Here is a 21,810-nt window from a genome sequence, read left to right as displayed (position 1 = left end):
GAATACAGACTAATTGAGTTTTGCTCACGTCTGCCGATCGTATCCCAGCTTGGGGGTGGAAAGCCTAATCTTGCGCAACCACACAGCATCCCGTCTATTCTGACACCATGACTTTCCTCGCCGGCTCATCCATTCTCGTCGTCGGTGCCACTGGCGGCCTGGGCCGCGAGATCGCGCGACTCCTGAGCGCGGATGGTGCCCTGCTCACCCTGCACGGTCGCAATCTAGAACGCGTCAGCGAGACCGGAGTCGCCGGAGCCCCGGTCACGGGCGACCTGCGGGATCCGGGCATGGCCGCCCAGCTCGTGGCCGCAGCCCTGGCAGCTCATGGTCGCCTCGACGGAATCGTGAACGCCGCCGGACTCGTCGCGTTCGGACCGATGGCTGAGGTCTCGGACGAAACGATCGATGCTCTTCTGGCGGTCAACGCGACAGCACCCATGCGCCTGCTTCGGGCCGCCTATCCCGCCCTGGTCGAATCCTCCGGCGCGCACCGCGATCCGTTCTTCCTCACTCTCAGCGGCGTGGTGAGCGAGAGTCCGACCGCGAACATGGCGGCGTACTCGGCGTCGAAGGCCGCCCTCGCGGCGTTCGGCAAGGCGGCGGGCCGGGAAATGCGGCGGGACGGCATCCGCTTTCTCGATGCCCGACCCGGCCATACCGAAACCGGACTGGCCACTCGACCGATCCAAGGGTCAGCGCCACGGCTGCCCACGGGATACAGCCCAGCGAACGTCGCCCGTCGCTTGGTCGACGCGATCATCGCCGGCGAGCGCGACCTGCCGAGTACTGCTTTCGCCGGGTAGGCCTACCAGCGGCTGCGCGCACGCTCCTGCGCGACAACCGCGTCGCGGTCCACGAGCCGCCTCAGACCGGCCAGCGGCTGAGCCATGCGGTGATTGCCCCGGATGCGCGGTTCCACGCGATCGAGGAACGCCCAGTAGCCAGCCGTGAATGGGCAAGCCTGTGGCCCCAGCCTGATTTTCGGATTGAACCGACAGCTGCCGCAGAAATCCGTCATCTTCGCTATGTAGGCACCACCCGAGGCGTAAGGCTTCGTGGCGACTATTCCGCCGTCCGCGTGCTGAGACATGCCCACAACGTTTGCCGGCATGACCCATGGCGTTCCGTCGACGAAGGCGTTGATAAACCAATCCGACAGCGCCGACGGCTCATATCCCCGCTGAAGCGACCAGTTGCCGAGAATCATCAGACGTTGAATATGATGCGCCCACCCGGTGCGGGACACTTCATCGAGCACATGACTCAGGCACCGCGCTTCGACGGCACCACCATCCAACTGCAGGAACGCCGGCGGCAGTGGCTCGTGTGCGGCGAGGAAGTTACTCTCGGCAACGTAGTTCTCACCGAGGTGCCAGTACAGGTGCCAGACCCAATCCCGCCAGCCCATGATCTGGCGCACCACCGCCTCAACGCTCGCCAGCGGCACGCCACCGGCATCGTAGGCGGCGACGACAGCGTCGATGACCTCCTGCGGGTGCAGGAGACCCAGGTTGAGTGGCACGCTCAGCCGCGAGTGTGCCATCGTGCTGTCTCCGGTCAGCGATGCATCCTCAAAGGGCCCAAAGTCTGACAAACGGGTGTCAATGAAATCATCGAGCGCAGCGAGGGCCTCCGCACGGGTGGCCGCGAACCGACGCGGACCATCCGCTCCGATCAGGTGCACTCGGCCGTCCCTGACGAGTTCGTCGAGGTCGCGCCGGACTTCGTCGTCGATGTCATCCTCCACCGGGGCCCACGGGACGGGCAGTCCGAGACCGACGGCATTTCGCGGGGGAGCCTGACGATTGTCGTGATCGAAGTTGAAGCGGCCGCCCTCCGGCTCCGGTCCGCGCATCAGTACGCCCGTCTTCGTTCGCACGTGTCGGTAGAACTGCTCCATGACGAGTCGGGATACCGGTCGCCCGTCAGCCCAGCGAGCAAAGTCCTGCTCGCTGGTCACGAACCCCCTGCTGGGCAAAACGGATGCCCCCAAGTCGGCAACCAAGGCTCGCGCACCCCACGACGTGGGGTTGATAACCTCCAATTCACGACCAGCGAGCACGTCCCGATAGTGCTCCGTGCGCAGGAACTCGACGCGGTCGCCCAGCTCGCGGGCTCGGTGGCGAAGCGCGCTCAAAATGAGGTGCGCCTTGGCCCGGTGATAGGTGCGACGCGCGAGAACGGCCGAAGCTTCAACCAGAACGATCGGCCCGCCGTCGTCATAGTGCGGGCCGAGCTGGTCAGCGAACAGAAAACGTGGAAGGGACACGAGGCCGATTCTACGTAGGTTGCAGCCCGGCCGGATACTCACAAAAAAAGCCCCGCTCGACGTAGTGTCGAACGGGGCTGAACCTGTGCGCCCGAAGGGATTCGAACCCCCAACCTTCTGATCCGTAGTCAGATGCTCTATCCGTTGAGCTACGAGCGCATGCCAATCTCGCGAACTGTAACGCCCGGAGACAACTTGAAAACTATACCAGCTAACGGGGGCCCTCCGTTCCATCGGACGGGCAGCACGGTGCCGGCACCGGTCTTTTTTGCGCCGATACGCGGTCGTTGATCAAGAGATTTCTGGGAATGACTCCTATTCGATGGCGCTTTTCGGGGACACGTGTTTACCTGAGGCCAAGTCAATACCCACAAAGGGGGGTGTCCAATGAAGGAATCGATTTCGCCGCTGCGTGGGCACGCCCTGCGACTGGCGATTCTTGGTACGGGCGCCGCCATCGTCTGGGCCGCTCTCACCCTTCTGGTCGGTACTCTGTCGCCGGCCTTCGCCGACACCGAGGATGCGCCACCCGCGCTTGTCACTTCGGCAACGGCCACCCTGCTCCCAGCTGTTAGCGACACCGCGAATCTCGACTTGACACTGGCGGCACCGCTCGCACCGGTCATTATGCCCGTGCTGGCACCGGTTGCCGCGCTGGCCCCGCCGATCACGTCACTCGCAGCACCGGCCACGACCCTTCTGGCCCCGGTACTTGCCCCGGTCACCGCGTTGCTGGCTCCTGTCGCGACTCCACTGCTCACAAAACAACTGCTCAGCACCTCCGTGGCGGTCGCTGTCGGCGCCGAAGCTCTCCCCGCGCTTCCCCGCCCCGAACCCGCGGGCCACGCCCGCCTCGGAGACGTCGCCGACCGACCAGCCGCTGTTGCGGCATCCGCTTTCGCGTCGGCCCCGACGCATTCGCCGCTCGCGCCCACCGCGCCCGTTCCATCACACCCGGCCGTGCTGCCGGGTACCAGCGCCAACTCTGCCGGTGGCAGCATGCCGGGATCGGCGTCAGACCTTCCGTCTGGCCGCTCCACCGATCGCGCCACACCGGGCGTCCTCGCACTGATCGGCGTCGCGGTCCTTCCGTCAACGCCAACGTTCGACCCCGGGTCCACTCCCGACTGATGGGTCTGCCCTGCCGATTCTTGCCGGCAGCACGCAGACCGAAGTCTCCCCTCTGGGAGCACACCATCACTCATTTAGGAGCACTACCACCATGAATACATTCTTAAAAAAGGGCCTGTACTGCGCCCTTCTCGTCGGGGGCCTCTCGCTCATCGGCATCTCCGCGGCCAACGCTGCCGAGGCGCCCAGCACCACCGGCGCCGACGCCGACGGAATCGTCTCGGGCAGCCAGGTCGTGACCGACCTGGTCGCGCCGATCACGCTCACCGGCAATGCCATCAGTGTGCTGGGCGATTCCTCGGCCGGCCAGAGTTCGCCGACGACACCGGCCACGACCGATGCCGCCGCGGCCGGTCTCGCACCCACCACGAGCGGTGCCGACGGCGTCGCCTCCGGCACACAAGCCGTTCTCGCAACGGATGCTCCGGTGACCGTCTCCGGCAACGCGATCTCGGTACTCGGCGACTCATCGAGCACCGGGTCAGACACCACCCCAGTTCCGGCAACCCAGCCGGCGGCCTCGACCGCGAATCCCACCACCACGGGTACAAACTCGCTGCTCGGCGCCACCCAGGTCGTGACCGTCGTGACGGCTCCGATCGTCGCCGACGGCAACGCCATCAGCGTGATCGGTGACTCGAGCAGCACTGGTGAGTCGACCGCCCCGACGAACGGCGCGTCGACCACGACGCAAGCGCCGACCACGACCGGTTCAAACAGCAGGCTGGGCGGCACCCAGTTTCTCGCGAACCTGAGCATGCCGGTGACCGCGCAGAACAACGCGATCAGCGTGGCGGGCGACTCCGATTCCGAGGGGGCAACGAACGCCTCGTCGAACCCGGGCTGGGCTACCGGCTCCACATCTCCGACCACCACGGGAACCGACAGCTTTCTCGGTGGGAGTCAGGCCGTGCCGCTCGTCGCTCTTCCGATCTCGGTCAGCGACAACGCTGTGAGTCTGGTGGGTGATTCCAGCGCAATCGCACCGACCGAGGCGTCACCGACGAGCACGACCGGCACCCAGCCGGTCATGCTCGTCGGCACCAATTCATACACACGAAGCACGGGCAATTCGTCACTCGCCGCGCTGCGACTGACGCCGCTGTTCGGGTCAACGCTGGCCAACTCCACTCTGGCGACCACTGGAACAAAGCCATTGCCATTTCTCGCAGTGGGCCTCCTTCTCGCCATGGCCGGACTTGGCCTGGCCGGTCGCAGCCTGGTTGCGCGCAGCCTGATAATCGCAGCCTGATTGCGCGTCAAGGCGACACCGCCTAGCCAGCATCATCCGCTCATAGCTGCCGGGGGGGGCGGCCCCCACGGCGTGGCGCCGCGCGGGGGGGGGGGCGCGGCGGCTCGACGAAGAGCGCGCCGACCCGAGTCTGCGGGGGGGGGTGGTGAGGGGGGTCGCGCGTTGGCCCCCGCGCCGGGGACGCGAGGTGGCCACTGCACCCCGCGCCGCCGGCGCCCACACCACCCGACGCCCCTCCCCCCCCCAGCGCCCACCCGCCGCCCCGCGCCCCGCGCCGCCGCGCGCCGCGCCCGCCCCCCCGCCCCTGCGCGGCGCCCGCCCCCCCCCGCGCCCGCCCCCCCCCCCCCCCCCCCCCCCGCCACCCCCCCCCCCCCCGCCGCCCCCCCCCCCCCCCCCCCCCCCCCCCGCCCCCCCCCCCCCCCCCCCGCGCCCGCCCCCCCCCCCCCCCCCCCCCCCCCCCCCGGCTGTGGCGCGCCCGCGACGCCAAAATCAACCCCTGTCATCCGTTCAAGTCGAGTGGTTTACTAACCGGATGAACGAGACGAGCCCCGCCGAACGGACATCCTTTGACTACTCCGGCCTGCGCGCCGTCTTCATCAACTGCACCCTCAAGCGAAGCCCCGAGGTCAGCAACACACAGGGCATAGTCGACCTCAGCGCCCGCATCATGCGGGAGCAGGGCGTGCAGGTCGACCTGATCCGCGCCATCGACCACGATATTGCCACCGGCGTCTACCCCGACATGACCGACCACGGCTGGCAAACGGATGCCTGGCCGTCGCTGTTCGAGGCGGTGCAAGCCGCCGACATCCTCGTTCTGGCCGGGCCAATTTGGCTCGGCGACAACGGCTCGGTGACCAAACGCATCGTGGAACGGCTCTACGCCCACTCCGGGGAATTCAACGACAAGGGCCAGTACATCTTCTATGGCAAGGTCGGCGGCGCCATCATCACCGGCAACGAAGACGGCGTCAAACACTGCACGTCGAATCTGCTGTACAGCCTGCAACACATTGGCTATTCAATTCCCCCCGCCGCCGACAGCGGCTGGATCGGCGAAATCGGCCCGGGGCCGAGCTATCTCGACGAGGGATCGGGCGGACCGCAGAACGACTTCACCAACCGCAACACCACCTTTATGAGCTGGAACCTCATGCACCTCGCCTCAATTTTGAAGAAAAACGGCGGCATCCCGGCTTTCGGCAACCTGCGCCAGGACTGGGACCGCGGGGAACGCTTCGGGTTTGAGCCGAACCCGGAATATCGGTAAGAGTCAGCAGCAAGATTCGACAGATCGGGGAACCCAGTGGTACTCCAAACACTCTCGATAGAGTCTTCCTGTGTTCCCCCCGTACCCGCACCGAGCACGCTCGACGTGCGCGTTACCGGCGGCGTGGTGCGCGGCATCCGCGAAGGCGCCGTTCTGGCCTGGTGACGGCACTGGGTGGCCGGGAACCATTCAGTCGCGCCGGCGAGCGGATGCGCCGCCACTGGCTGCACTTCGCCTGCACCGGCATCGTCGAAGGCAACTGGCCCCGGTACACCGAAGCAGACCGGCTCACCCTGATCATCGACGTCGTCGATCGGGTTGAAGCCGACCCCCGCGGCGAGCGCCGACAGGTCTGGCAACGGTTTCTGCCCAACCTGTAGCACCTAGCATGGGGTCATGGCCATCACTCGCTCCCGCAGTGCTGCCGGACGCGGGAGCTACCTCGCGATTGCTGCTTTTGCCGTCGTCTATCTGGTCGGCGCCGTGTATTGGCCCCGGCCGCTTTGGGTGGCCGGGGCCTACCTGGCCACCAGCATGATTTGTTTTGCATTGTACGCGATCGACAAGCGGCGAGCGCGGTTCGGCGCGTGGCGGGTGTCGGAAGGCACCCTGCTGTTCTGGGGCTTCATCGGAGGCTGGCCGGGTGCGATTGTGGCGCAGCAGGTGCTACGCCACAAGACCCAGAAGAAAAACTTTCGCGCGGTCTTCTGGGCCACCGTCGCGCTCAATGTCGGGCTGTTCGTCGCCGCGAGCTCACCCGCGGTCGATCGATTGACGACTCACGCGGTGCAAACTATCGTCTCGCGGTGAATTCTTCGCCGTCTCGTCTCGTCGCGTCGCGACGGTATCCGGTTCGGTCTCGGGGTAGATGCTTCGGGTTTCGTGGCGTCGTCGTTGGCCCGGCAGGAGGTCACCGAGGTAGACCCGCGGCAGAATCTTCGCGATCGCAAGCGCCGCGTACATCACGGTGTTAATGGCGACGAACGTCGCGAGGATGGCGAAGAAGTCGGATTGCAGCACCGACCCCGGCAGCAGAATACCCAGGGGTACCAACATCACGCTGATCATGTGATCACGACCGGTCGCTCTGTGATCGGCTGCTTCACGTGGCCCCAGCTTCCCTGGCGTCCCAACGTGATGTCGATAATCCCCTTGACGTAGACGGCGTTGAGGTAAATGTCAAAGAGCAGCTCCGGAATCACCGTGACGGCAAGTGCACGGGCCGCCCAGCCACCCTTCCAGACGGAGACAACACGTTCAATCGTGAAAATGGTGCCGACGCCCAGCCAGAAGGGAAACCACACCCAGCCGTCCACCGAGAGCAGCGTGAGAACAATCAGAAACAGAAAGGCTGAGAGGGCGATCACGCTGTACCCGATGCCGAGCTGTTGGGCCCAATACCGCAGGGTGGACGGCGTGATGCCGTACGCGCCGATGTTTTCCAAGGCACCCCGCTGCCAGCGCAAACGCTGCACCCATAGGCTTCGCAGTGTGGGCATGACCTCCGTGACCACCGTGCACTCCGACGGCGAGATGATCAGCGCCCCGAGGGACTTCAACGCGATGGTTAGCTCGTTGTCTTCGGTGAGTGCTTGGGTATCGTACACATCACCGTTTTGTCCGGGGAGCGCCGAGCCGCGATTGCTGGCGACCGCCCGCAGCGCACGGGACCGGAACATGGATGCCGTTCCCGTGAGCACGAAGACCATCCCGCGACGGCGCTTGATCTGAGCGGAGTAGCGCACATACTCGTTACGCTGCATCTGACCGAGGATTCCGGAGCCCGGTTCGCCGTAGAACAGACCGCCAACGGCCATCAGCGCACGATCATTGGTGAAACGCGCGACGCCGGTCTCGAGAAAGCCAGCATCCAGTGTTGTGTCGGCGTCGACGATCATGATGATGTCATTGTCGCTCTGGTCGGGCAAGATGCTCGCCAGAACCTGGTTCAGGGCGCCCGCCTTCTTTTTGGTGTTGCCCACCGACTCATAGACTTCGACTCCATGCTCCAGCGCCACGGCCACGGTGCCATCGCTGCAGTTGTCGGCGACAACAATGACCCGCTCGGGTCGGTGGGACTGCGATAGAAGCGAGCAGAGGGTGGCCGGCAACGACGCTTCCTCGTTGTGGGCGGGAATCAACACGGTAATCGCGACGGGACCAGCGAATACGCCTCGCGTGGCCGCCATCACGATTTTGGGAGCGAGCGGGGCCCTACGATAATCTGATGAACGTCGCGACTTGTTGGTCACCCGGCGTTCGATCAGGGCAACGCCTGCAGCGAAGACAATCGCCAGGGCAACGGCTTCCAGCAGCACCCGGGGGGCCGGTATGTCGAGGGCGTAGAGGTATCTCCAGACACCGAGGAGCAAACCTTCGTCCACAGCATGTCCCGCTACTGGCTCGTCCGAAGCGACGGCAACCCAGAGCAACGTCGCCGCGCTGGCGGCAGTCGCGGCGACCAGCACGCCCACCGAACGGTTGTATGATCGACTCCCCATAATGGGCACTGTAACAACTAAATCTGCTGCGTCACTGGGGAGTGACGCTTTCTCAGCAATTGGCCAGTTTGGTGACGGATCGAAACTGCTGACCGACGGGTGCCGCAGGCGATCACCGAAGTCAGTACTCGTTGAGTTCGGGACCGGTCTCAGCGTCGTGCTTGCCTTTCAGAATAGCGAGGTTGATCAGAACGAACGCTTCCAGGCGTTCGCCGCGATGTTCGGCGTAGTCGGGCTCGCGCTGGTCGACGGCCAGCTCGATGAGCTTCGACGAGACCGCCGAGCTGACCTCTTCGCTCGCTGACCGCTGCGCACTCGACACGATGCGCGCCACCTGGTCGTTGTCATCGGCAACGGCGTCGAGGGCGAGCGTCAACCGCTCGTGCACGCGAAATCTCAGGGCGAACTGCTTGAGGTCGTGGCGCTGGTCATCGGTAAAGCTCAGACGCCACTTCATCGCTGCCAGGTCGCGGCCCATTCGGCTGACCCGCCGGGCATACTCCTCGTTCTGCCGAGCCAGTCGATGCAGTTCGCTGCGGGCGTTGTCGGCGTACCGCCCGGAGTCGTAGTCGAAGTGCTCCCGCAGAGCCCCCACGATGATGTCATTCTTCACGGCCATTCGTACGGCCGACAGCGCGATGAGCAGGCCTTCATCAACCGTGCGCTCGAGGTCGGGCAGCTCAGCGTTCACGTCGGGTTCACTGACGTGTTCGTGAGCGTCAGCACGACGCCGGGACCGGTTCCAAATGATTACGCCACCACTTCCTCGTGCAGGTGAATTTCATTTTATCCTGCGCCGCGAATCGCCTCCGACCGCTAGATCACTCGACTACTTCGCCATTCCCCACTCTCGCGCAAATTCACAATCTGGGTACGGTGGACGCCGATGGCGCAGGTGCGCCACGACCGACGACGAAGGAGCAACGATGAGTGACCCGCGTGATGTGCAGAAGGTAGCAAAACTGGTCGAGGAGTTTCGTTTCGCCATGCTCACCACGAAGAGCCCGGGCGGCAAGCTCGTGGCTCGCCCTATGACGGTACAAGAGGTCGAGTTCGACGGCGACCTGTGGTTCATCGCCACCCGCGATTCGCACACCGTGAAGGAGATCGGTACTGATCCGGTCGTGGGAGTGTCTTTTGCCTCCAACGACACCTGGGTCTCCCTCGCCGGGACCGCGGAAATGGTCGACGATTCGCAGAAGGTGGCGGAATTGTGGAACCAGTGGGTCGAAGCGTGGTTCCCGGAGGGTCCCGAGAGCCCCAACATTGTGCTCATCAAATTCACCGCGGACAGCGCGGAATATTGGGACACCCCTGGGGGACGCATCGCCTCCGTGATCAGCCTGGTCAAGGCGAAAGTCACGGGCCAGCCCTATGACGGGGGAGAGAACGACAAGGTCGACCTCTAGACACCGTGCAGGTCGGGCGACAAACCTCAGGTCCGTCGCCCGACCGCCCGGCTAGACGATCGGCGTCGTGACGCGTTCGGCTTCGTTCGGCAGGGGCACCGGGTGCGTGCGCTCGAGGGACGCGCCCTCCACGTCGACGTTCGGCAGAATGCGTTCGAGCCACTTCGGCAGCCACCAGGCCGCGTCACCGAGCAGGTGCATCACGGCCGGGATGATAAGCAGCCGAACCACGAACGCGTCGAGCAGTACGCCGACGCCGAGCCCGAAGCCGATGGACTGAATCATGACCGAGTTCGAGAAGATGAATCCGGAGAAGACCGAGGCCATGATGAGCGCGGCCGCGATCACCACTGTGCGACCGGCATGAACCCCGCGCTGCACGGCCAGGCGTGCCGAGGCCCCGTGCACGTACGACTCGCGCATGCCGCTGACCAGAAACAGTTGGTAGTCCATCGCCAGCCCGAACAGAACGCCCACGACGAGGATGGGCAGGAAGCTCAGGATAGGCCCCGGGTCGTGGATGCCGAACACCGCCCCGAGCCAGCCCCACTGGAAGACCGCCGTAATGGCGCCAAACGCTGCGAACAGCGATAGTACGAAACCTAAAGTCGCGGTGATCGGTACCAGGATCGACCGGAACACGAAGATCAGGATGATCAGCGACAACCCGACAACAACCAGCAGGTACAGCGGAAGCGCCGCGGCCAGCTTCTCGCTCACATCGATGTTTCCCGACGCATTGCCGGCCACACCGAGGGAGGTGACACCGTCGATCTCGAGACCGCGGAGGTCCCGCACGAGTTGCTCTGTCGATTCGCTGGTCGGTCCCTCGGCCGGAATGACCTGGAACGCGAGCAGCAGGTCATCGTCGGAGGCTCCGATCGGCGCGACCGCGACCACGTCGTTCTCCGCCTTCAGCGCGGTTCCGATACGTACCTGTTCCGCGAGAAGCGCGTCATCCGTTATGGCAGTTTCGAGGTCTGCAACCACGAGCAGCGGGCCGTTCACGCCGGCACCGAACTTCTCGTCAGCAATTTTGTAGGCCTGGTACGCACTCGAGCCCAGCGGTTCGGCCGAGCCGGCGGGCAGTCCCAGGCGCATGGAGAGCGCGGGCATAGCCACGATGAGCAGGACGATGATGCCAACGATCACGGTCACGACCGCTCGCACCGTATTCATCGGCTTGGACGGAACCTTGGCGTGGTGCTCGGCGTGACCGACCTTGGCGCGGGCTTTCTTCGTGAGGATCTTCGCGCCGACCAGGCCTAGTACCGCTGGCGTCAAGGTGATCGCGATGAGAATCGCAACGAAGACGCAGACTGCTCCGACGGTACCCATAAGGCCGAGGAAGGGGATGCCGGTGAGGTTGAGTGCGAGCAGGGCGATGAGAACGGTCGCGCCGGCGAACACGACCGCGTTGCCGGAGGTACCGTTGGCCAGCCCGATCGATTCCTGCACCGGCAGACCGCTGCGCAATTGGGTTCGATGCCGGTTGAGGATGAACAGTGAGTAGTCGATGCCGACCGCGAGCCCAAGCATCACACCCAGAACCGGAGTGACCGAGAGCATCTCGACGGTTCCCGACAGAGCGAGCGAGGCGAGCACTCCGACTCCCACGCCCACGAGGGCATTCAGCAGCGGGAGTCCCGCGCCGATCAGAGTGCCGAGCATGACCCACAGCACGATGGCCGCAACGATCACGCCGCCGATCTCGCCCGGGCCGAGAATCTCGGGAATGCTGGAGGCAATATCGTTGGAGACTTCAGCCGTGACGCCGTCGATCCCCGCGTCGGTTATCTCAGCGACCACGGCTTCCTTCGACTCGGCCGGAACCAGGTTGAGCGGGGTGTCGAACTGCACGCTCGCGACCGCGGTGGTCGCGTCCGTCGATACCTGACGGATGCCGGAGGCCAGGTCGAGCAGGTCGGATCCCTGCTCGAGCGTGGTGCTCTGGGTAGCGAGTTCTGTGCGGCTCGCGTCGAGTGTCGCGTGCTGGGCGGCGATCGCGGCTGTGCCAGCATCGATCTGCGCCTGCTGCGCGTCCAGCGTCGGCTGGGCGGCGGCGAGTTGTCCCGCTGCCTCGGCTTGCGCGCGGCTGGCGTCGAGCTGCGTCTGTCCGGCCGTTGCCTGGGCCGTCGCCGCGTCGAGCTGCGCCTGCCCCGCGTCGAGCTGGGCCGTTCCAGCAGCGATTTTCTGGCGACCGTCGACGACCTGCTGGGTCTGATCGTCGATCTGGGCCTGGGTATCGAAGGAGTTCGTCGCCGCTTTCACGTCGGCCAGGTCGACTGTGCGCGTGAGTAGGTCTCCGATTGCGGTCTTCTGCGCGTCCGTGAAGGCGGAGTCATCCGTCGTGGTGAAGATGACCGTGCCACGCCCGCCACTGGCGGAGGGGAACTTCGCGGCAAGCTCGTCGCTGACCCTCTGGGTCGCTGTGCCCGGAATGCTGACGGACGACGTGAGGGTTCCGCCGAAGAGGGCGAATGCACCCACAGCGAGGCCGAGAATGACCACCCACGACACGATGACCAGCCACGCTCGGCGGGCGGAGAACCGACCAAGTCGGTAGAGAAGCGATGCCATATTCTCAGATTCTTTCTGCAGGTCGGGTTGCGTGGTCGGGTGACCGGAGTGGCGTCTCGCGTCGCATCATCGGGAATCGAGCTGTGGGGTCGAACGGAAAGTAGGGCGGGTCAGTGGGAAGGTGCGTAACCGGTGCGGATGGTGACGATGAGACGGTCGAGCAACTCGTTCCACACCGTGCGCGAGACGGCGTCGAGCGCTCCGCCGGTTCGGGCCAGCCAATGGCCGGACACCACGGCGATGCCGTTCATCACAGAGCTGAGCAGAATCGCCACCTCGAATTCATCAATCGCATTCGTGCGGGCGGCCATCTCGGTGGAGAATTGCTCGGTGGTGCGTGTGAAGACGTCGCTGATGCCGTGCTGAGAGCGACCGTTCTCGCCTTCGGCGGTGAGTATGCCGGCGAGGTAGGCGACAACGGGCGGCAGATCGATGTTGCGCAGCGCCGTCGCGATCTCGTCGAACAGGCCCTCACTGCTACCATCGCCTGCCGGAGACGATGCCGTCGCCGCCCGAAACTCATCAACGGTGGCGCTGAGCATTCGAGTGCACGTTGTCATGATCACGTCGTCGAGTGACGCGAAGTGGTTGAAGACCGTTCGTCTGGAGACATCGGCGCGCTCGGCAAGCTCGTCAACGCTGAATTGCGGCTTGCCCCGCTCGCGGATGAGCGCGTCAGCGGCATCCAGAATCGCCTGGCGGTACCGTGCCTTGAGTTCGGCACGGCGGTCAGGGGCGGTGTTCTGAAACGTCACGTGCTTACACTAAGTGCAACGACGCACAAAGTGCAATCACAGTGGCATCCTCCCAGTTTCAGCAGTCCCTCCTGCGGTTCCGCAGGGATCGCGGGCCCTGCGAAGCCTCAGCCTTCACCGAGCCGTGAGTTTCGGGCCATTTTGGGCGATTTTCGGTTCAAGACTCACGGCACGATGATGGAAAATCACGGCTCGGTGGTCATAGCTGGCCAGAAGTGCCCATGGTGGTACGTGCTACAGACACGCGCACAATTGCCGCGAGTCAGCCGGGCGCGCGATGAAGCCAATGGACCCGGCCAAGATCAAGGCGCCGGCGATTCGCCCCACGGCCGTCGGCATCCTGCATCGCCCTTCAGCTCGCGGCAGTGCGATCAAAGGCCACAAAGTACGTGGCTGATCAGGGTTTTCTTGTGCGGAGACGGTGGGATTTGAACCCACGGTACCCCGTAAAGGGTACTCCACCTTAGCAGGGTGGTGCACTAAGCCGAACTATGCGACGTCTCCTTGGCATCTGCTTGCGCAAACACACTCGTCCATCTTAGCCTCAGGCGGGCATCCGCTCTGACCATGCGAAAGCACAGGCTTCAAGACGGATGCCCGCCGAGCCTACTGGTCTTTCAGCGTGCGCCCTCTGGTGCAGGTGTAGTCGCCGGCCGTTTGGCCCGTCACCGACTCCGACAGGACGACTCCGGGGGCTTCCGTGGCCACGGGGGCCGCAGTTGCCGCCGGATCGGCCGCGGCCGAGGGGTCAGTGGTTGCGGCGGGATCCGGCGCTGCCTCGACGGGAGCATTGGGGTCAGCCTCGGTACCGCGGCCGGTCGTTCCGCTCAGGGTCAGCGGCTGATCGGCGGCAACCGCCTCGAACAGGTTGTCAAAGGCCGGTTGAACGGCCTTGACCCCGCCGGTCGTGCTGCCGGTGGGTACCTGGGCGAAGACGACCTGGTTGAGGTCGATGTCTTTAAGAGCGATGGCGATGGACGCGAGCGTCGTGACGCTGTTGAGGCTGTCCGAGAGGCGCATATTCGCTGTCACGGCCTTGGCCAGGGCGTAGACCTTGGTCGGGTCGGAGAGGGTATCAGCGCTCTTGATCGTGCGCACGAGCGAGGACATGAACAACTGCTGGTTGTTGATGCGGGTCAGGTCGCCACCGTCACCGAGGCCGTGGCGGGTGCGCAGAAACTGCAGCGCGTCATAACCTTCGAGCACGTGCTCACCCGGGTCGAGGAAGGTTCCGGTGTACTCATCTTCGATACGGCTGGCCACACAGACCGGAACGCCACCGACGGCGGAGGACATGGCCATGACGCCGCTGAACTGCACCTCGGCCGCGAACGGGATGGACAGGCCAGTGAGCTTCTCCACGGTCAGCACGGTGCAGGCTAGGCCACCGTAGGTCAGGGTGGTGTTGATTTTCTGGCTGCTCATCGCGCTGAACGAGCCGCCCTCGGGGTCGGGGCACGAGGGGATGGAGACGAACATGTCGCGGGGAAAGCTGATGACCGAGGCGTTGCTGTGGTCTTCCGAGATGTGCAGCAGCATCGTGACGTCGTTAAGGTCGCCGGTGGAATCCTCCGGACCAAAGGCGGCGTCCTGGCCGACTCGACTGTCACTGCCGACGATGAGCATGTTCACGCCGCCGTCGATGGCACCGATGGAGGGAACCGGACCGTTGGTCTCATTGGCGAGGTGCACGCTGGGCTGCACGCTCGCGGCGACGTCGTAGGTGGCGATGGCGCCGACCGAGAATCCGCTGACCAGAACCACGGCCAAGCTGGCCGCAATGAACTTCGCCACGGTGACCGCCGCGTTCGACTTTTTCAGTCGGCCGTGACGGGCCACGGTTTTGAGGTTCTTGGAACCAGTCGAGCGGGGGCGAAGTTGGTCGCTCACTCATGTCCTCTCATCGGGTTGTTGGCTGGTCAGCCTGAGGCGACAATCGTTGTGCGCCGGCGATTTTGCATTGTACTGGTACTGCGGAGGGCGTGGGATTCGAACCCACGAGACATTTCTGCCCACCAGTTTTCAAGACTGGCTCCATCGGCCGCTCGGACAGCCCTCCCGGTCGCCCACTCCCCGCGCGAATTGCACCGCGGACAAGAATTGGGCGAACTGGCCCGATTCTAGCCGATGGCAGACTACACAGGCTGACAGAGGGGCCTGACAAAGGGCTGGATGCGAATCAGAGTGTGCGCAGAACCGTGGCGAGGCCGTCGATGGCAACGTTGCCGGTGATCTCCGACCCGGCGGCCAGAACATCGTCGGGCGACTCGCCCATGGCCACGCCGCGCCCGAATTCTGCGGCCCACGCCAGCATGTCGATGTCGTTGCGACCGTCACCGACGGCCATCACCCGCTCGCGCGGAACCCCGACCGCCACGCGTACCCGCTCCATCGCGGTGGACTTGTTGACGCCGTCGGGCGCGATATCGAGCCAGGCGGTCCAGCCGATGGCATAGCTCACCCGGTTCAGGCCCATCCGCTCGACGACGTGGAGAAAATCCTCCATGTCATGGTCGGGTGAGATGACGACCACGCGGGTCGCCTCGTGCTTCAACAGCTCGTCGAAGTCGACCCGCTCGCTGTCCATGCCAATCGTCGCATCCGGAATCGGCTCGGTGTACCGGTAGAAACCATGCTCGTCTTCGACGGCGAACCGGGCAGAGCCGAGGTGCGCCCGAATGGAGGTGAGCACGTCGCTCGGGTCGAAAGTTTCGACCCATTCGCGGCGGTAGCCCATGGGCGCCGAGGCATCGCGGTGCATGGTGATGGCGCCGTTGGAGCAGACCACGTAGCGCGGCGAGATGCCGAGACGGTCGAGCACCGGCAGGGCAGCGGCTGCGGACCGGCCCGTGGCGAGCATGACCTCGTGACCGGCCTCGGCCAGCCGTAGGACCTCATCGATCACGGCCTGGCTGATCGAGCCGTCTTCGTGCATGGTTGTGCCGTCGATGTCGAGGGCGACGAGCCACGGCTCGGTCGTGACCTTGGACGTCACTTCGTCCCCTTCGCCGGAAGGGGCGTCAGAACCTCGAGGCCACCGAGGTAGGGCCGCAGCGCCTCGGGAACGCGCACCGAGCCATCCGCTTGCTGGTGCGTTTCGAGCATGGCCACGAGCCACCGGGTGGTCGCGAGCGTGCCGTTGAGAGTGGCGACCGGCGCGGTCTTGCCCGTGTCGGTGCGGTAACGGATGTCGAGACGTCGCGCCTGGTAGGTGGTGCAGTTGCTGGTGCTGGTGAGCTCGCGGAAGGCGTTCTGGGTGGGCACCCAGGCTTCGATGTCGAACTTGCGGGCCGCGCTGGAGCCGAGGTCGCCGGCGGCGACGTCGATGACCCGGTAGCTGAGGCCGAGGGACTGCAGCATGCCCTCCTGCAGGGCGACGAGGCGCTCGTGTTCGGCTTCGGCGTTTTCGGGCAGCACGTAGGTGAACATCTCGAGCTTGTTGAACTGGTGCACGCGGATGATGCCGCGGGTGTCTTTTCCGCCCGAGCCGGCCTCGCGGCGGTAGCAGGTGCTCCAGCCGGCGTAGCGCAGGGGTTCTTCGGACAGGTCGAGGATCTCGTCTTTGTGGTACCCGGCGAGCGCGACCTCGCTCGTGCCGGTGAGATAGAGGTCGTCCCCGGGCAGATAGTAGACCTCGTCGTTGTGCTCGCCGAGAAAGCCGGTGCCGTCCATGATTTCGGGGCGAACGAGCGTGGGGGTGATGAGCGGCACGAATCCGGCGTCAAGCGCGCGGTCGAGAGCCATGTTCATGAGCGCGATCTCGAGGCGGGCGCCGATGCCCTTTAGAAAGTAGAACCGGGTGCCGGAGACCTTGGCGCCGCGGGGCATGTCGATGGCGCCGAGTAGTTCGCCGAGCTCGAGGTGGTCGCGCGGCTCGAAGTCGAACACCGGGGCCTCTCCATGGGTGCGCAGGGTTTTGAAGTTGGCCTCATCGCCGGCCGGAACGCCGTCGATAATCGGGTTCGCGATGGTTTTGACGATTTTCGTGAACCGTTCCTCCGCCTCGGCGGCCACGGCGCCGGCGGCCTTCACCTCGGTGGCGAGGCCGCGCGCCTCGGACACAAGGGCCTGCTTCTGCTCGGGCGGAGCCTGCGCCACCGTCTTGCCGAACACGTTCTGCGCGGCGCGCAGGTCTTCGAAGGCGGTGATCGTGGAGCGACGTTCGGCATCGGCGGCGAGCGCGTCGTCCACCGCTTCAACGGAGTCGCCACGAGCCTCCTGCGAACGCTTGAAGAGGCCAGGGTTTTCGCGTAATAGCACCGGATCAATCACCCGGCCAGTCTACAAGCGCAGGTTGGCGGGCAAACGCGGGGACGACCCAGTATCCTGAGCGTCGTGACCGCCTCCGAAAGCCCAAACCAGCACGCTGCCGTCGTCTACAACCCGGTGAAGGTCGATCTTGCCGATCTGCGGGCGAGCGTTGCCGCAGCCGAGCAATCCGCTGGCTGGGCCGAGACGCAGTGGTTCGAGACGAGCGTCGATGACGTTGGGCAGGCGGCCACGAAACGGGCCATCGGTGCCGGCGCCGCGATGGTGCTCTCGGCCGGCGGCGACGGCACCGTTCGAGCCGTGGCCGAGGCTCTGCGCGACTCCGGGGTGAGCATGGCGATCGTACCGTCCGGCACCGGAAATCTGCTCGCCCGCAACCTGTTGTTGCCGCTCGGTAGTATCGATGCCGCCACTGAGATTGCGTTCAGCGGCGTTGACAAGCCCATCGACCTTGGCATCGCGATTGTCACCACCGAGGCCGGCGCGGTCGAGGAACACGTCTTTCTGGTCATGGCCGGTCTCGGCCTCGACGCCCAGATGATCGCGCACACCCGCGACGATCTCAAGAAACAGGTGGGCTGGCTCGCCTACGTCGACGGGGTGGCGCGGGCGCTGCCGAAAGCGCGGCCATTTCGCATCCGTTACAGCGTTGCCGGGCGGGTGGACCGGCCGGCGCAGGTGAGCGCGATTCTCGTCGCCAACTGCGGGCTGCTGCCGGGCAACCTGCAGTTTCTGCCCGACGCGCGCCTCGACGACGGCATTCTGGACATTGCTGTACTGCAGCCCAAGGGCGTGCTCGGCTGGTTGACCATCTGGCGCCGGGTGACCTGGGAGAACGGGGTGCTGCGCCGCTCTGCGGTGGGCCGACGCATGATTCAGGCCACCGAATCGTCGAATGAGCGGGTGATGACGACCCTGCGCGGGCCCGATATTCGCATCGTGCTCGAACACGCGCAGGATTTCGAGCTCGACGGCGATGAGTTCGGCCTGGTACGCAAGGTACGCCTGAACGCCGATGCCGGCGCGCTGATCGTGCGCGTGCCGGCCTGATCGTCGTTTTCTCCCGTGAGGGGTCGCAAATCGACCTTCCACACTCGGTTTTAGGTCGATTTGCGACCCCTCACCCGGCTCAACGCCGGGTCGACCGCGAGCGCCAGCGCAGGGCCTGATAGAACAGCAGACCAACCAGACTGGCCAGGCCGGTTGATGTCATGGCGGGTCCGAGCGACCAAGAGATCTGCTGCAGGACCATTTCGAAGGGCACCTCCCCGCCGGGAGAATTGATGTAGCCCGAGCCAGACATCGATTCAAGAATCGATCGCACCTGCAGGCTCAGTCCGCCGATGGTGAGTGCCGGCCCGATCAACCACAATGCAACGATGAACGGATTGCGCGGCTCGAACTGGTCGAGCAGGTCGGCGGCGTCTGGCGCGTGAACCGAGCCTGGCTCGATTACGTCAGCGGATGCGACGGACGGCCCGTCCGAGGCGGGTGACAGAAACGCTGTCAGGTCGGCGGCATCCGCCTGCGCGTCGGGCTCGTAGCCGCGCTGGTAGCGGGCGTCGTTGTTCGGGTCGACGGTCATTCGGTGGGCTCCCCCGCGATGTGTTTATTCAACGGGTTCCCGCCGATGTGCCTGTTCAACGGGTTCCCCGCCGATGTGCCTATTCAATGGGTTCCCCGTCGATCAAACCGCGCAACCAGTCGCGGGCTTCGATGAAAATGCCGTCGTCGTAGCGTGAGGTGAACTCGATCGGGCGCTTGTCGGCCCGCGGATACGACCCGAGAAAGATCACCTTCGGGCTGAATCGTCGAAGGCCCAGCAGCGCGTCGGCGACGCGCTCGTCGAGAATGTGCCCCTCGGCGTCGACGACGAAACGGTAGCGGCCGAGGGAATCTCCGATCGGCCGGGACTGAATCAGGCTGAGGTTCACGCCCCGTGTGGCGAACTGCTCGAGCATCTCGAGCAGGGCTCCCGACCGGTCGCTCGGCAGTTCGATGATGAGACTGGTCTTGTCGGCGCCGGTCGGCGCGGTGAGCGCGTTGCCGCGGCCGACCAGCACGAAGCGGGTGACCGCGTTGGGGTTGTCACCGATATTCGAAGCGAGAACGACGAGATTGTGGTGTTTGTCGATGCCGGGTGGGGCGATCGCGGCATCCGCTTGATCGGTGTCGAGCAGGGAAGACGCGGCGGCGACGTTGCTCGAGGCGGGGATATGGCCGTGACTGGGCAGGGTGCGTTCAAGCCAGTTGCGGCACTGGCCGTAGGCGACCGGATGCGCGTTGACGACGCGCACGTCGGCCAGCGTCGTGCCGGGACGGGCCACCAGCACGAAATTCACCGGCACCAGGTATTCGCCGATGATGCGCAAGTTCGGCACGCTCGCCAGGGCATCCTGGGTGGCGGTAACGCCGCCGTCGACCGAGTTCTCGATGGCGATCATGGCCGCAAGGCTGCGACCCGACACGACATCGGCGAAGGCCTCGCCCACGTTGTTGACCGGGCGCCAGATCTGGCCACGCGCCTCGGCCACCTGGGCCAGCGCCGCTTCGGTGAAGGTGCCCGCCGGGCCGAGATAGCTGTAGGTGCGGGCTTCGGGCGGATTCGGCGCGTCGGGCATGGCTGACAGCCTACCGGTGGTGCCAGACTGTGCTCATGAGCGAACGCGCGGGCACCCGAGCCCTGGAATCTGACCTGATCGACGTCGATGGCCTGGTCAAGGCCTATTACGACCTGAAACCGGATGTCACGGTGCCGGCCCAGCGGGTCGTCTTCGGCACCTCGGGGCATCGCGGCAGCTCGCTGAACACCGCGTTCAACGAGGATCACATCAGCGCGACGACGCAGGCGATCGTGGAATACCGCGCCGGCCAGGGCATCACTGGCCCCCTCTTCATCGGCACTGACCCGCACGCCCTGAGTGGCCCGGCCTACACCACCGCCCTCGAGGTGCTCGTCGCCAACGGCGTGCGCGTGCTCGTGGACGAGTTCGACGATTACGTGCCCACCCCCTCCCTGTCACACGCGATTCTGGCCTATAACCGGGCCGAGCACGGCGACCTGGCCGACGGCATCGTCGTCACTCCAAGCCACAACCCGCCGATGGACGGCGGCTTCAAGTACAACCCGCCGCACGGCGGACCGGCCGACAGCGACGCGACCTCGTGGATCGCGAACCGGGCGAACGAGCTCATCGCCAATGGCCTGGACGGCGTCCTGATGAGCGAGCCGAGCGCCGTCGAAACCTACGACTTTCGCGGCAACTACGTGAACGACCTCGAAAACATCATCGACATGCAGGCCATCCGCACCAGCGGAATCCGCATCGGGGCCGACCCACTCGGCGGCGCGAGTGTCGGCTACTGGGGCGCCATCCGTGACCGCTACGAGATCGACCTGGTCGTGGTCAACCCCACGGTCGACCCGACCTGGCGATTCATGACCCTGGACTGGGACGAGAAGATCCGGATGGATCCGTCGAGTGCGTCGGTGATGGCATCCGTTGTCGCCCACAAAGACGAGTACGACATCCTCACGGGTAATGACGCCGACGCCGACCGGCACGGCATCGTCACGCCAGACGGCGGCCTGATGAACCCGAACCACTTTCTCGCCGTCGCCATCGACTACCTGTACAGCCACCGTGAAGGCTGGAAGCCCGATGCCGCGGTCGGCAAGACCCTCGTCTCGTCGACCATGATCGACCGGGTCACCGGCTTTCTCGGCCGCGACCTGTGGGAGGTGCCGGTGGGCTTCAAGTGGTTCGTGCCCGGCCTCATCGACGGGTCAGTGGGCTTCGGCGGCGAGGAGAGCGCCGGCGCGAGCTTCGTGCGCTTCGACGGCACCGTCTGGACCACCGACAAGGACGGTATTCTGTTGGCCCTGCTCGCCTCCGAGATTCTCGCCGTCACTGGCAAGACTCCTTCGCAGCGTTATGCCGAGCTGGCCGAACACTTCGGCGCCCCCTCCTACGCGCGAGTGGATGCTGCGGCCACGCCCGCCCAAAAGGCTGCGTTGGCCAAGCTCGACGGTTCAATGATCACGGCCACCAAACTGGCCGGTGAGAAAATCACCGAAGCGTTCAGCGTGGCGCCCGGAAACGGAGCGGCCATCGGCGGAGTGAAGGTGACTACCGAGAACGCCTGGTTCGCGGCCCGGCCGAGCGGCACCGAAGACGTCTACAAGATCTACGCCGAGTCGTTCCTCGGCGACGAACACCTGGCGCAGGTGCAGCTGGAGGCCAAGGCGATCGTCGACGCCGCGATCGCCTAACGGGGTGGGTCTGCCTGCCGGGACCGCTCGCTGAGTCGACGGCGATCTTGACAGCCCCGATCAGCGACGTGGGCCGGCGTGCCGATCACGCCACAATC

At 65.2% G+C, this 21,810-nt stretch carries 20 protein-coding genes and 3 tRNA genes; 9 read left to right on the top strand and 14 right to left on the bottom strand.

Annotated features, from left to right (window positions below; genetic code table 11):
* Positions 1–107: 107 nt before the first annotated feature.
* The gene (locus QMF22_RS08715; protein WP_283452409.1) at positions 108–806 is read left to right on the top strand and encodes an SDR family NAD(P)-dependent oxidoreductase; all 699 of its coding nucleotides are present in this window, start codon (positions 108–110) and stop codon (positions 804–806) included.
* 2 nt (positions 807–808) lie between these two features.
* Here QMF22_RS08715 and QMF22_RS08710 read toward each other — a convergent pair whose 3' ends face one another.
* Complete coding sequence (locus tag QMF22_RS08710; RefSeq protein WP_283452408.1) at positions 809–2,272, bottom strand: cryptochrome/photolyase family protein; 1,464 nt, start codon at positions 2,270–2,272, stop codon at positions 809–811.
* A gap of 86 nt (positions 2,273–2,358) precedes the next feature.
* Positions 2,359–2,431 (bottom strand) — tRNA-Arg (locus QMF22_RS08705).
* A gap of 228 nt (positions 2,432–2,659) precedes the next feature.
* Here QMF22_RS08705 and QMF22_RS08700 point away from each other — a divergent pair.
* The 5 genes from QMF22_RS08700 (at position 2,660) to QMF22_RS08680 (ending at position 6,735) form a co-directional block, all read left to right on the top strand.
* Complete coding sequence (locus QMF22_RS08700; RefSeq protein WP_283452407.1) at positions 2,660–3,403, top strand: hypothetical protein; 744 nt, start codon at positions 2,660–2,662, stop codon at positions 3,401–3,403.
* Between the two features lie 91 nt (positions 3,404–3,494).
* Positions 3,495–4,655, top strand: a complete 1,161-nt coding sequence (locus QMF22_RS08695; protein ID WP_283452406.1) for a chaplin family protein — start codon at positions 3,495–3,497, stop codon at positions 4,653–4,655.
* A gap of 532 nt (positions 4,656–5,187) precedes the next feature.
* Positions 5,188–5,925, top strand: a complete 738-nt coding sequence (locus QMF22_RS08690; protein WP_283452405.1) for a flavodoxin family protein — start codon at positions 5,188–5,190, stop codon at positions 5,923–5,925.
* 161 nt (positions 5,926–6,086) lie between these two features.
* Positions 6,087–6,305 carry a hypothetical protein gene (locus QMF22_RS08685; protein WP_283452404.1) on the top strand — a complete coding sequence of 73 codons (219 nt, stop codon included), beginning with the start codon at positions 6,087–6,089 and terminating at the stop codon, positions 6,303–6,305.
* A gap of 16 nt (positions 6,306–6,321) precedes the next feature.
* Positions 6,322–6,735 (top strand): DUF1294 domain-containing protein, encoded by a 414-nt coding sequence (locus QMF22_RS08680; RefSeq protein ID WP_283452403.1) that lies wholly within the window; start codon positions 6,322–6,324, stop codon positions 6,733–6,735.
* On the opposite strand, the gene QMF22_RS08675 is transcribed toward QMF22_RS08680, so the two are convergent.
* From QMF22_RS08675 to QMF22_RS08665, 3 genes are all read right to left on the bottom strand, one after another.
* Positions 6,679–6,984, bottom strand: a complete 306-nt coding sequence (locus tag QMF22_RS08675; protein ID WP_283452402.1) for a hypothetical protein — start codon at positions 6,982–6,984, stop codon at positions 6,679–6,681. The genes QMF22_RS08680 and QMF22_RS08675 overlap by 57 nt on opposite strands.
* Positions 6,985–6,989: 5 nt before the next feature.
* The gene (locus QMF22_RS08670) at positions 6,990–8,426 is read right to left on the bottom strand and encodes a glycosyltransferase family 2 protein (protein WP_283452401.1); all 1,437 of its coding nucleotides are present in this window, start codon (positions 8,424–8,426) and stop codon (positions 6,990–6,992) included.
* A 121-nt stretch (positions 8,427–8,547) separates the two neighbouring features.
* Positions 8,548–9,117, bottom strand: a complete 570-nt coding sequence (locus tag QMF22_RS08665; protein WP_283452400.1) for a hypothetical protein — start codon at positions 9,115–9,117, stop codon at positions 8,548–8,550.
* Between the two features lie 235 nt (positions 9,118–9,352).
* Between QMF22_RS08665 and QMF22_RS08660 the strand changes: the two genes are divergently transcribed.
* Positions 9,353–9,835 carry a pyridoxamine 5'-phosphate oxidase family protein gene (locus QMF22_RS08660; protein WP_283452399.1) on the top strand — a complete coding sequence of 161 codons (483 nt, stop codon included), beginning with the start codon at positions 9,353–9,355 and terminating at the stop codon, positions 9,833–9,835.
* Between the two features lie 51 nt (positions 9,836–9,886).
* Here the strand turns inward: QMF22_RS08660 and QMF22_RS08655 are convergent, their stop codons facing one another.
* The 7 genes from QMF22_RS08655 to serS all read right to left on the bottom strand — a co-directional run bounded on the left by QMF22_RS08655 (position 9,887) and on the right by serS (position 17,442).
* Complete coding sequence (locus QMF22_RS08655; protein ID WP_283452398.1) at positions 9,887–12,415, bottom strand: MMPL family transporter; 2,529 nt, start codon at positions 12,413–12,415, stop codon at positions 9,887–9,889.
* Positions 12,416–12,525: 110 nt separating this feature from the next.
* On the bottom strand, positions 12,526–13,170 hold the full coding sequence (locus tag QMF22_RS08650) for a TetR/AcrR family transcriptional regulator (RefSeq protein ID WP_283452397.1): 645 nt from the start codon (positions 13,168–13,170) through the stop codon (positions 12,526–12,528).
* A 413-nt stretch (positions 13,171–13,583) separates the two neighbouring features.
* A tRNA-Ser gene (locus QMF22_RS08645) sits at positions 13,584–13,674 on the bottom strand.
* Positions 13,675–13,776: 102 nt separating this feature from the next.
* Positions 13,777–15,060, bottom strand: a complete 1,284-nt coding sequence (locus tag QMF22_RS08640) for an LCP family protein (protein ID WP_283452396.1) — start codon at positions 15,058–15,060, stop codon at positions 13,777–13,779.
* A gap of 84 nt (positions 15,061–15,144) precedes the next feature.
* Positions 15,145–15,229, bottom strand: a tRNA-Ser gene (locus QMF22_RS08635).
* 120 nt (positions 15,230–15,349) lie between these two features.
* Complete coding sequence (locus QMF22_RS08630; protein WP_283452394.1) at positions 15,350–16,165, bottom strand: HAD family hydrolase; 816 nt, start codon at positions 16,163–16,165, stop codon at positions 15,350–15,352.
* Positions 16,162–17,442 (bottom strand): serine--tRNA ligase, encoded by a 1,281-nt coding sequence (serS, locus tag QMF22_RS08625; RefSeq protein ID WP_283452392.1) that lies wholly within the window; start codon positions 17,440–17,442, stop codon positions 16,162–16,164. The genes QMF22_RS08630 and serS overlap by 4 nt, the downstream gene beginning before the upstream one ends.
* A gap of 63 nt (positions 17,443–17,505) precedes the next feature.
* Between serS and QMF22_RS08620 the strand changes: the two genes are divergently transcribed.
* Positions 17,506–18,489, top strand: coding sequence for a diacylglycerol/lipid kinase family protein (locus QMF22_RS08620; protein ID WP_283452390.1), 984 nt, complete (start codon positions 17,506–17,508; stop codon positions 18,487–18,489).
* A gap of 79 nt (positions 18,490–18,568) precedes the next feature.
* Here QMF22_RS08620 and QMF22_RS08615 read toward each other — a convergent pair whose 3' ends face one another.
* Together QMF22_RS08615 and pheA are read right to left on the bottom strand one after the other, a co-directional pair.
* A complete protein-coding gene (locus tag QMF22_RS08615; RefSeq protein ID WP_283452388.1) occupies positions 18,569–19,024 on the bottom strand; it encodes a hypothetical protein in 456 nt (151 codons plus the stop codon).
* 79 nt (positions 19,025–19,103) lie between these two features.
* Entirely contained in the window at positions 19,104–20,060 is a 957-nt protein-coding gene (gene pheA, locus QMF22_RS08610; protein ID WP_283452386.1) for a prephenate dehydratase, read from the bottom strand.
* A gap of 35 nt (positions 20,061–20,095) precedes the next feature.
* Between pheA and pgm the strand changes: the two genes are divergently transcribed.
* Positions 20,096–21,712, top strand: a complete 1,617-nt coding sequence (gene pgm, locus QMF22_RS08605) for a phosphoglucomutase (alpha-D-glucose-1,6-bisphosphate-dependent) (protein WP_283452384.1) — start codon at positions 20,096–20,098, stop codon at positions 21,710–21,712.
* The last annotated feature ends 98 nt before the right edge of the window (positions 21,713–21,810 follow it).

The sequence above is a fragment of the Cryobacterium sp. PH31-L1 genome, from assembly GCF_030063145.1.
Lineage (GTDB): Bacteria > Actinomycetota > Actinomycetes > Actinomycetales > Microbacteriaceae > Cryobacterium.
This window is presented reverse-complemented; position numbering and strand designations above follow the sequence as displayed.

What these genes read in the sequence shown, in the direction of transcription:
- QMF22_RS08715 (WP_283452409.1), top strand. Translation starts at nt 108, where the DNA reads ATGACTTTCCTCGCCGGCTCATCCATTCTCGTCGTCGGTGCCACTGGC.
- QMF22_RS08700 (WP_283452407.1), top strand. Translation starts at nt 2,660, where the DNA reads ATGAAGGAATCGATTTCGCCGCTGCGTGGGCACGCCCTGCGACTGGCG.
- QMF22_RS08695 (WP_283452406.1), top strand. Translation starts at nt 3,495, where the DNA reads ATGAATACATTCTTAAAAAAGGGCCTGTACTGCGCCCTTCTCGTCGGG.
- QMF22_RS08690 (WP_283452405.1), top strand. Translation starts at nt 5,188, where the DNA reads ATGAACGAGACGAGCCCCGCCGAACGGACATCCTTTGACTACTCCGGC.
- QMF22_RS08680 (WP_283452403.1), top strand. Translation starts at nt 6,322, where the DNA reads ATGGCCATCACTCGCTCCCGCAGTGCTGCCGGACGCGGGAGCTACCTC.
- QMF22_RS08670 (WP_283452401.1), bottom strand. Translation starts at nt 8,426, where the DNA reads ATGGGGAGTCGATCATACAACCGTTCGGTGGGCGTGCTGGTCGCCGCG.
- QMF22_RS08660 (WP_283452399.1), top strand. Translation starts at nt 9,353, where the DNA reads ATGAGTGACCCGCGTGATGTGCAGAAGGTAGCAAAACTGGTCGAGGAG.
- QMF22_RS08655 (WP_283452398.1), bottom strand. Translation starts at nt 12,415, where the DNA reads ATGGCATCGCTTCTCTACCGACTTGGTCGGTTCTCCGCCCGCCGAGCG.
- QMF22_RS08615 (WP_283452388.1), bottom strand. Translation starts at nt 19,024, where the DNA reads ATGACCGTCGACCCGAACAACGACGCCCGCTACCAGCGCGGCTACGAG.
- pheA (WP_283452386.1), bottom strand. Translation starts at nt 20,060, where the DNA reads ATGCCCGACGCGCCGAATCCGCCCGAAGCCCGCACCTACAGCTATCTC.
- pgm (WP_283452384.1), top strand. Translation starts at nt 20,096, where the DNA reads ATGAGCGAACGCGCGGGCACCCGAGCCCTGGAATCTGACCTGATCGAC.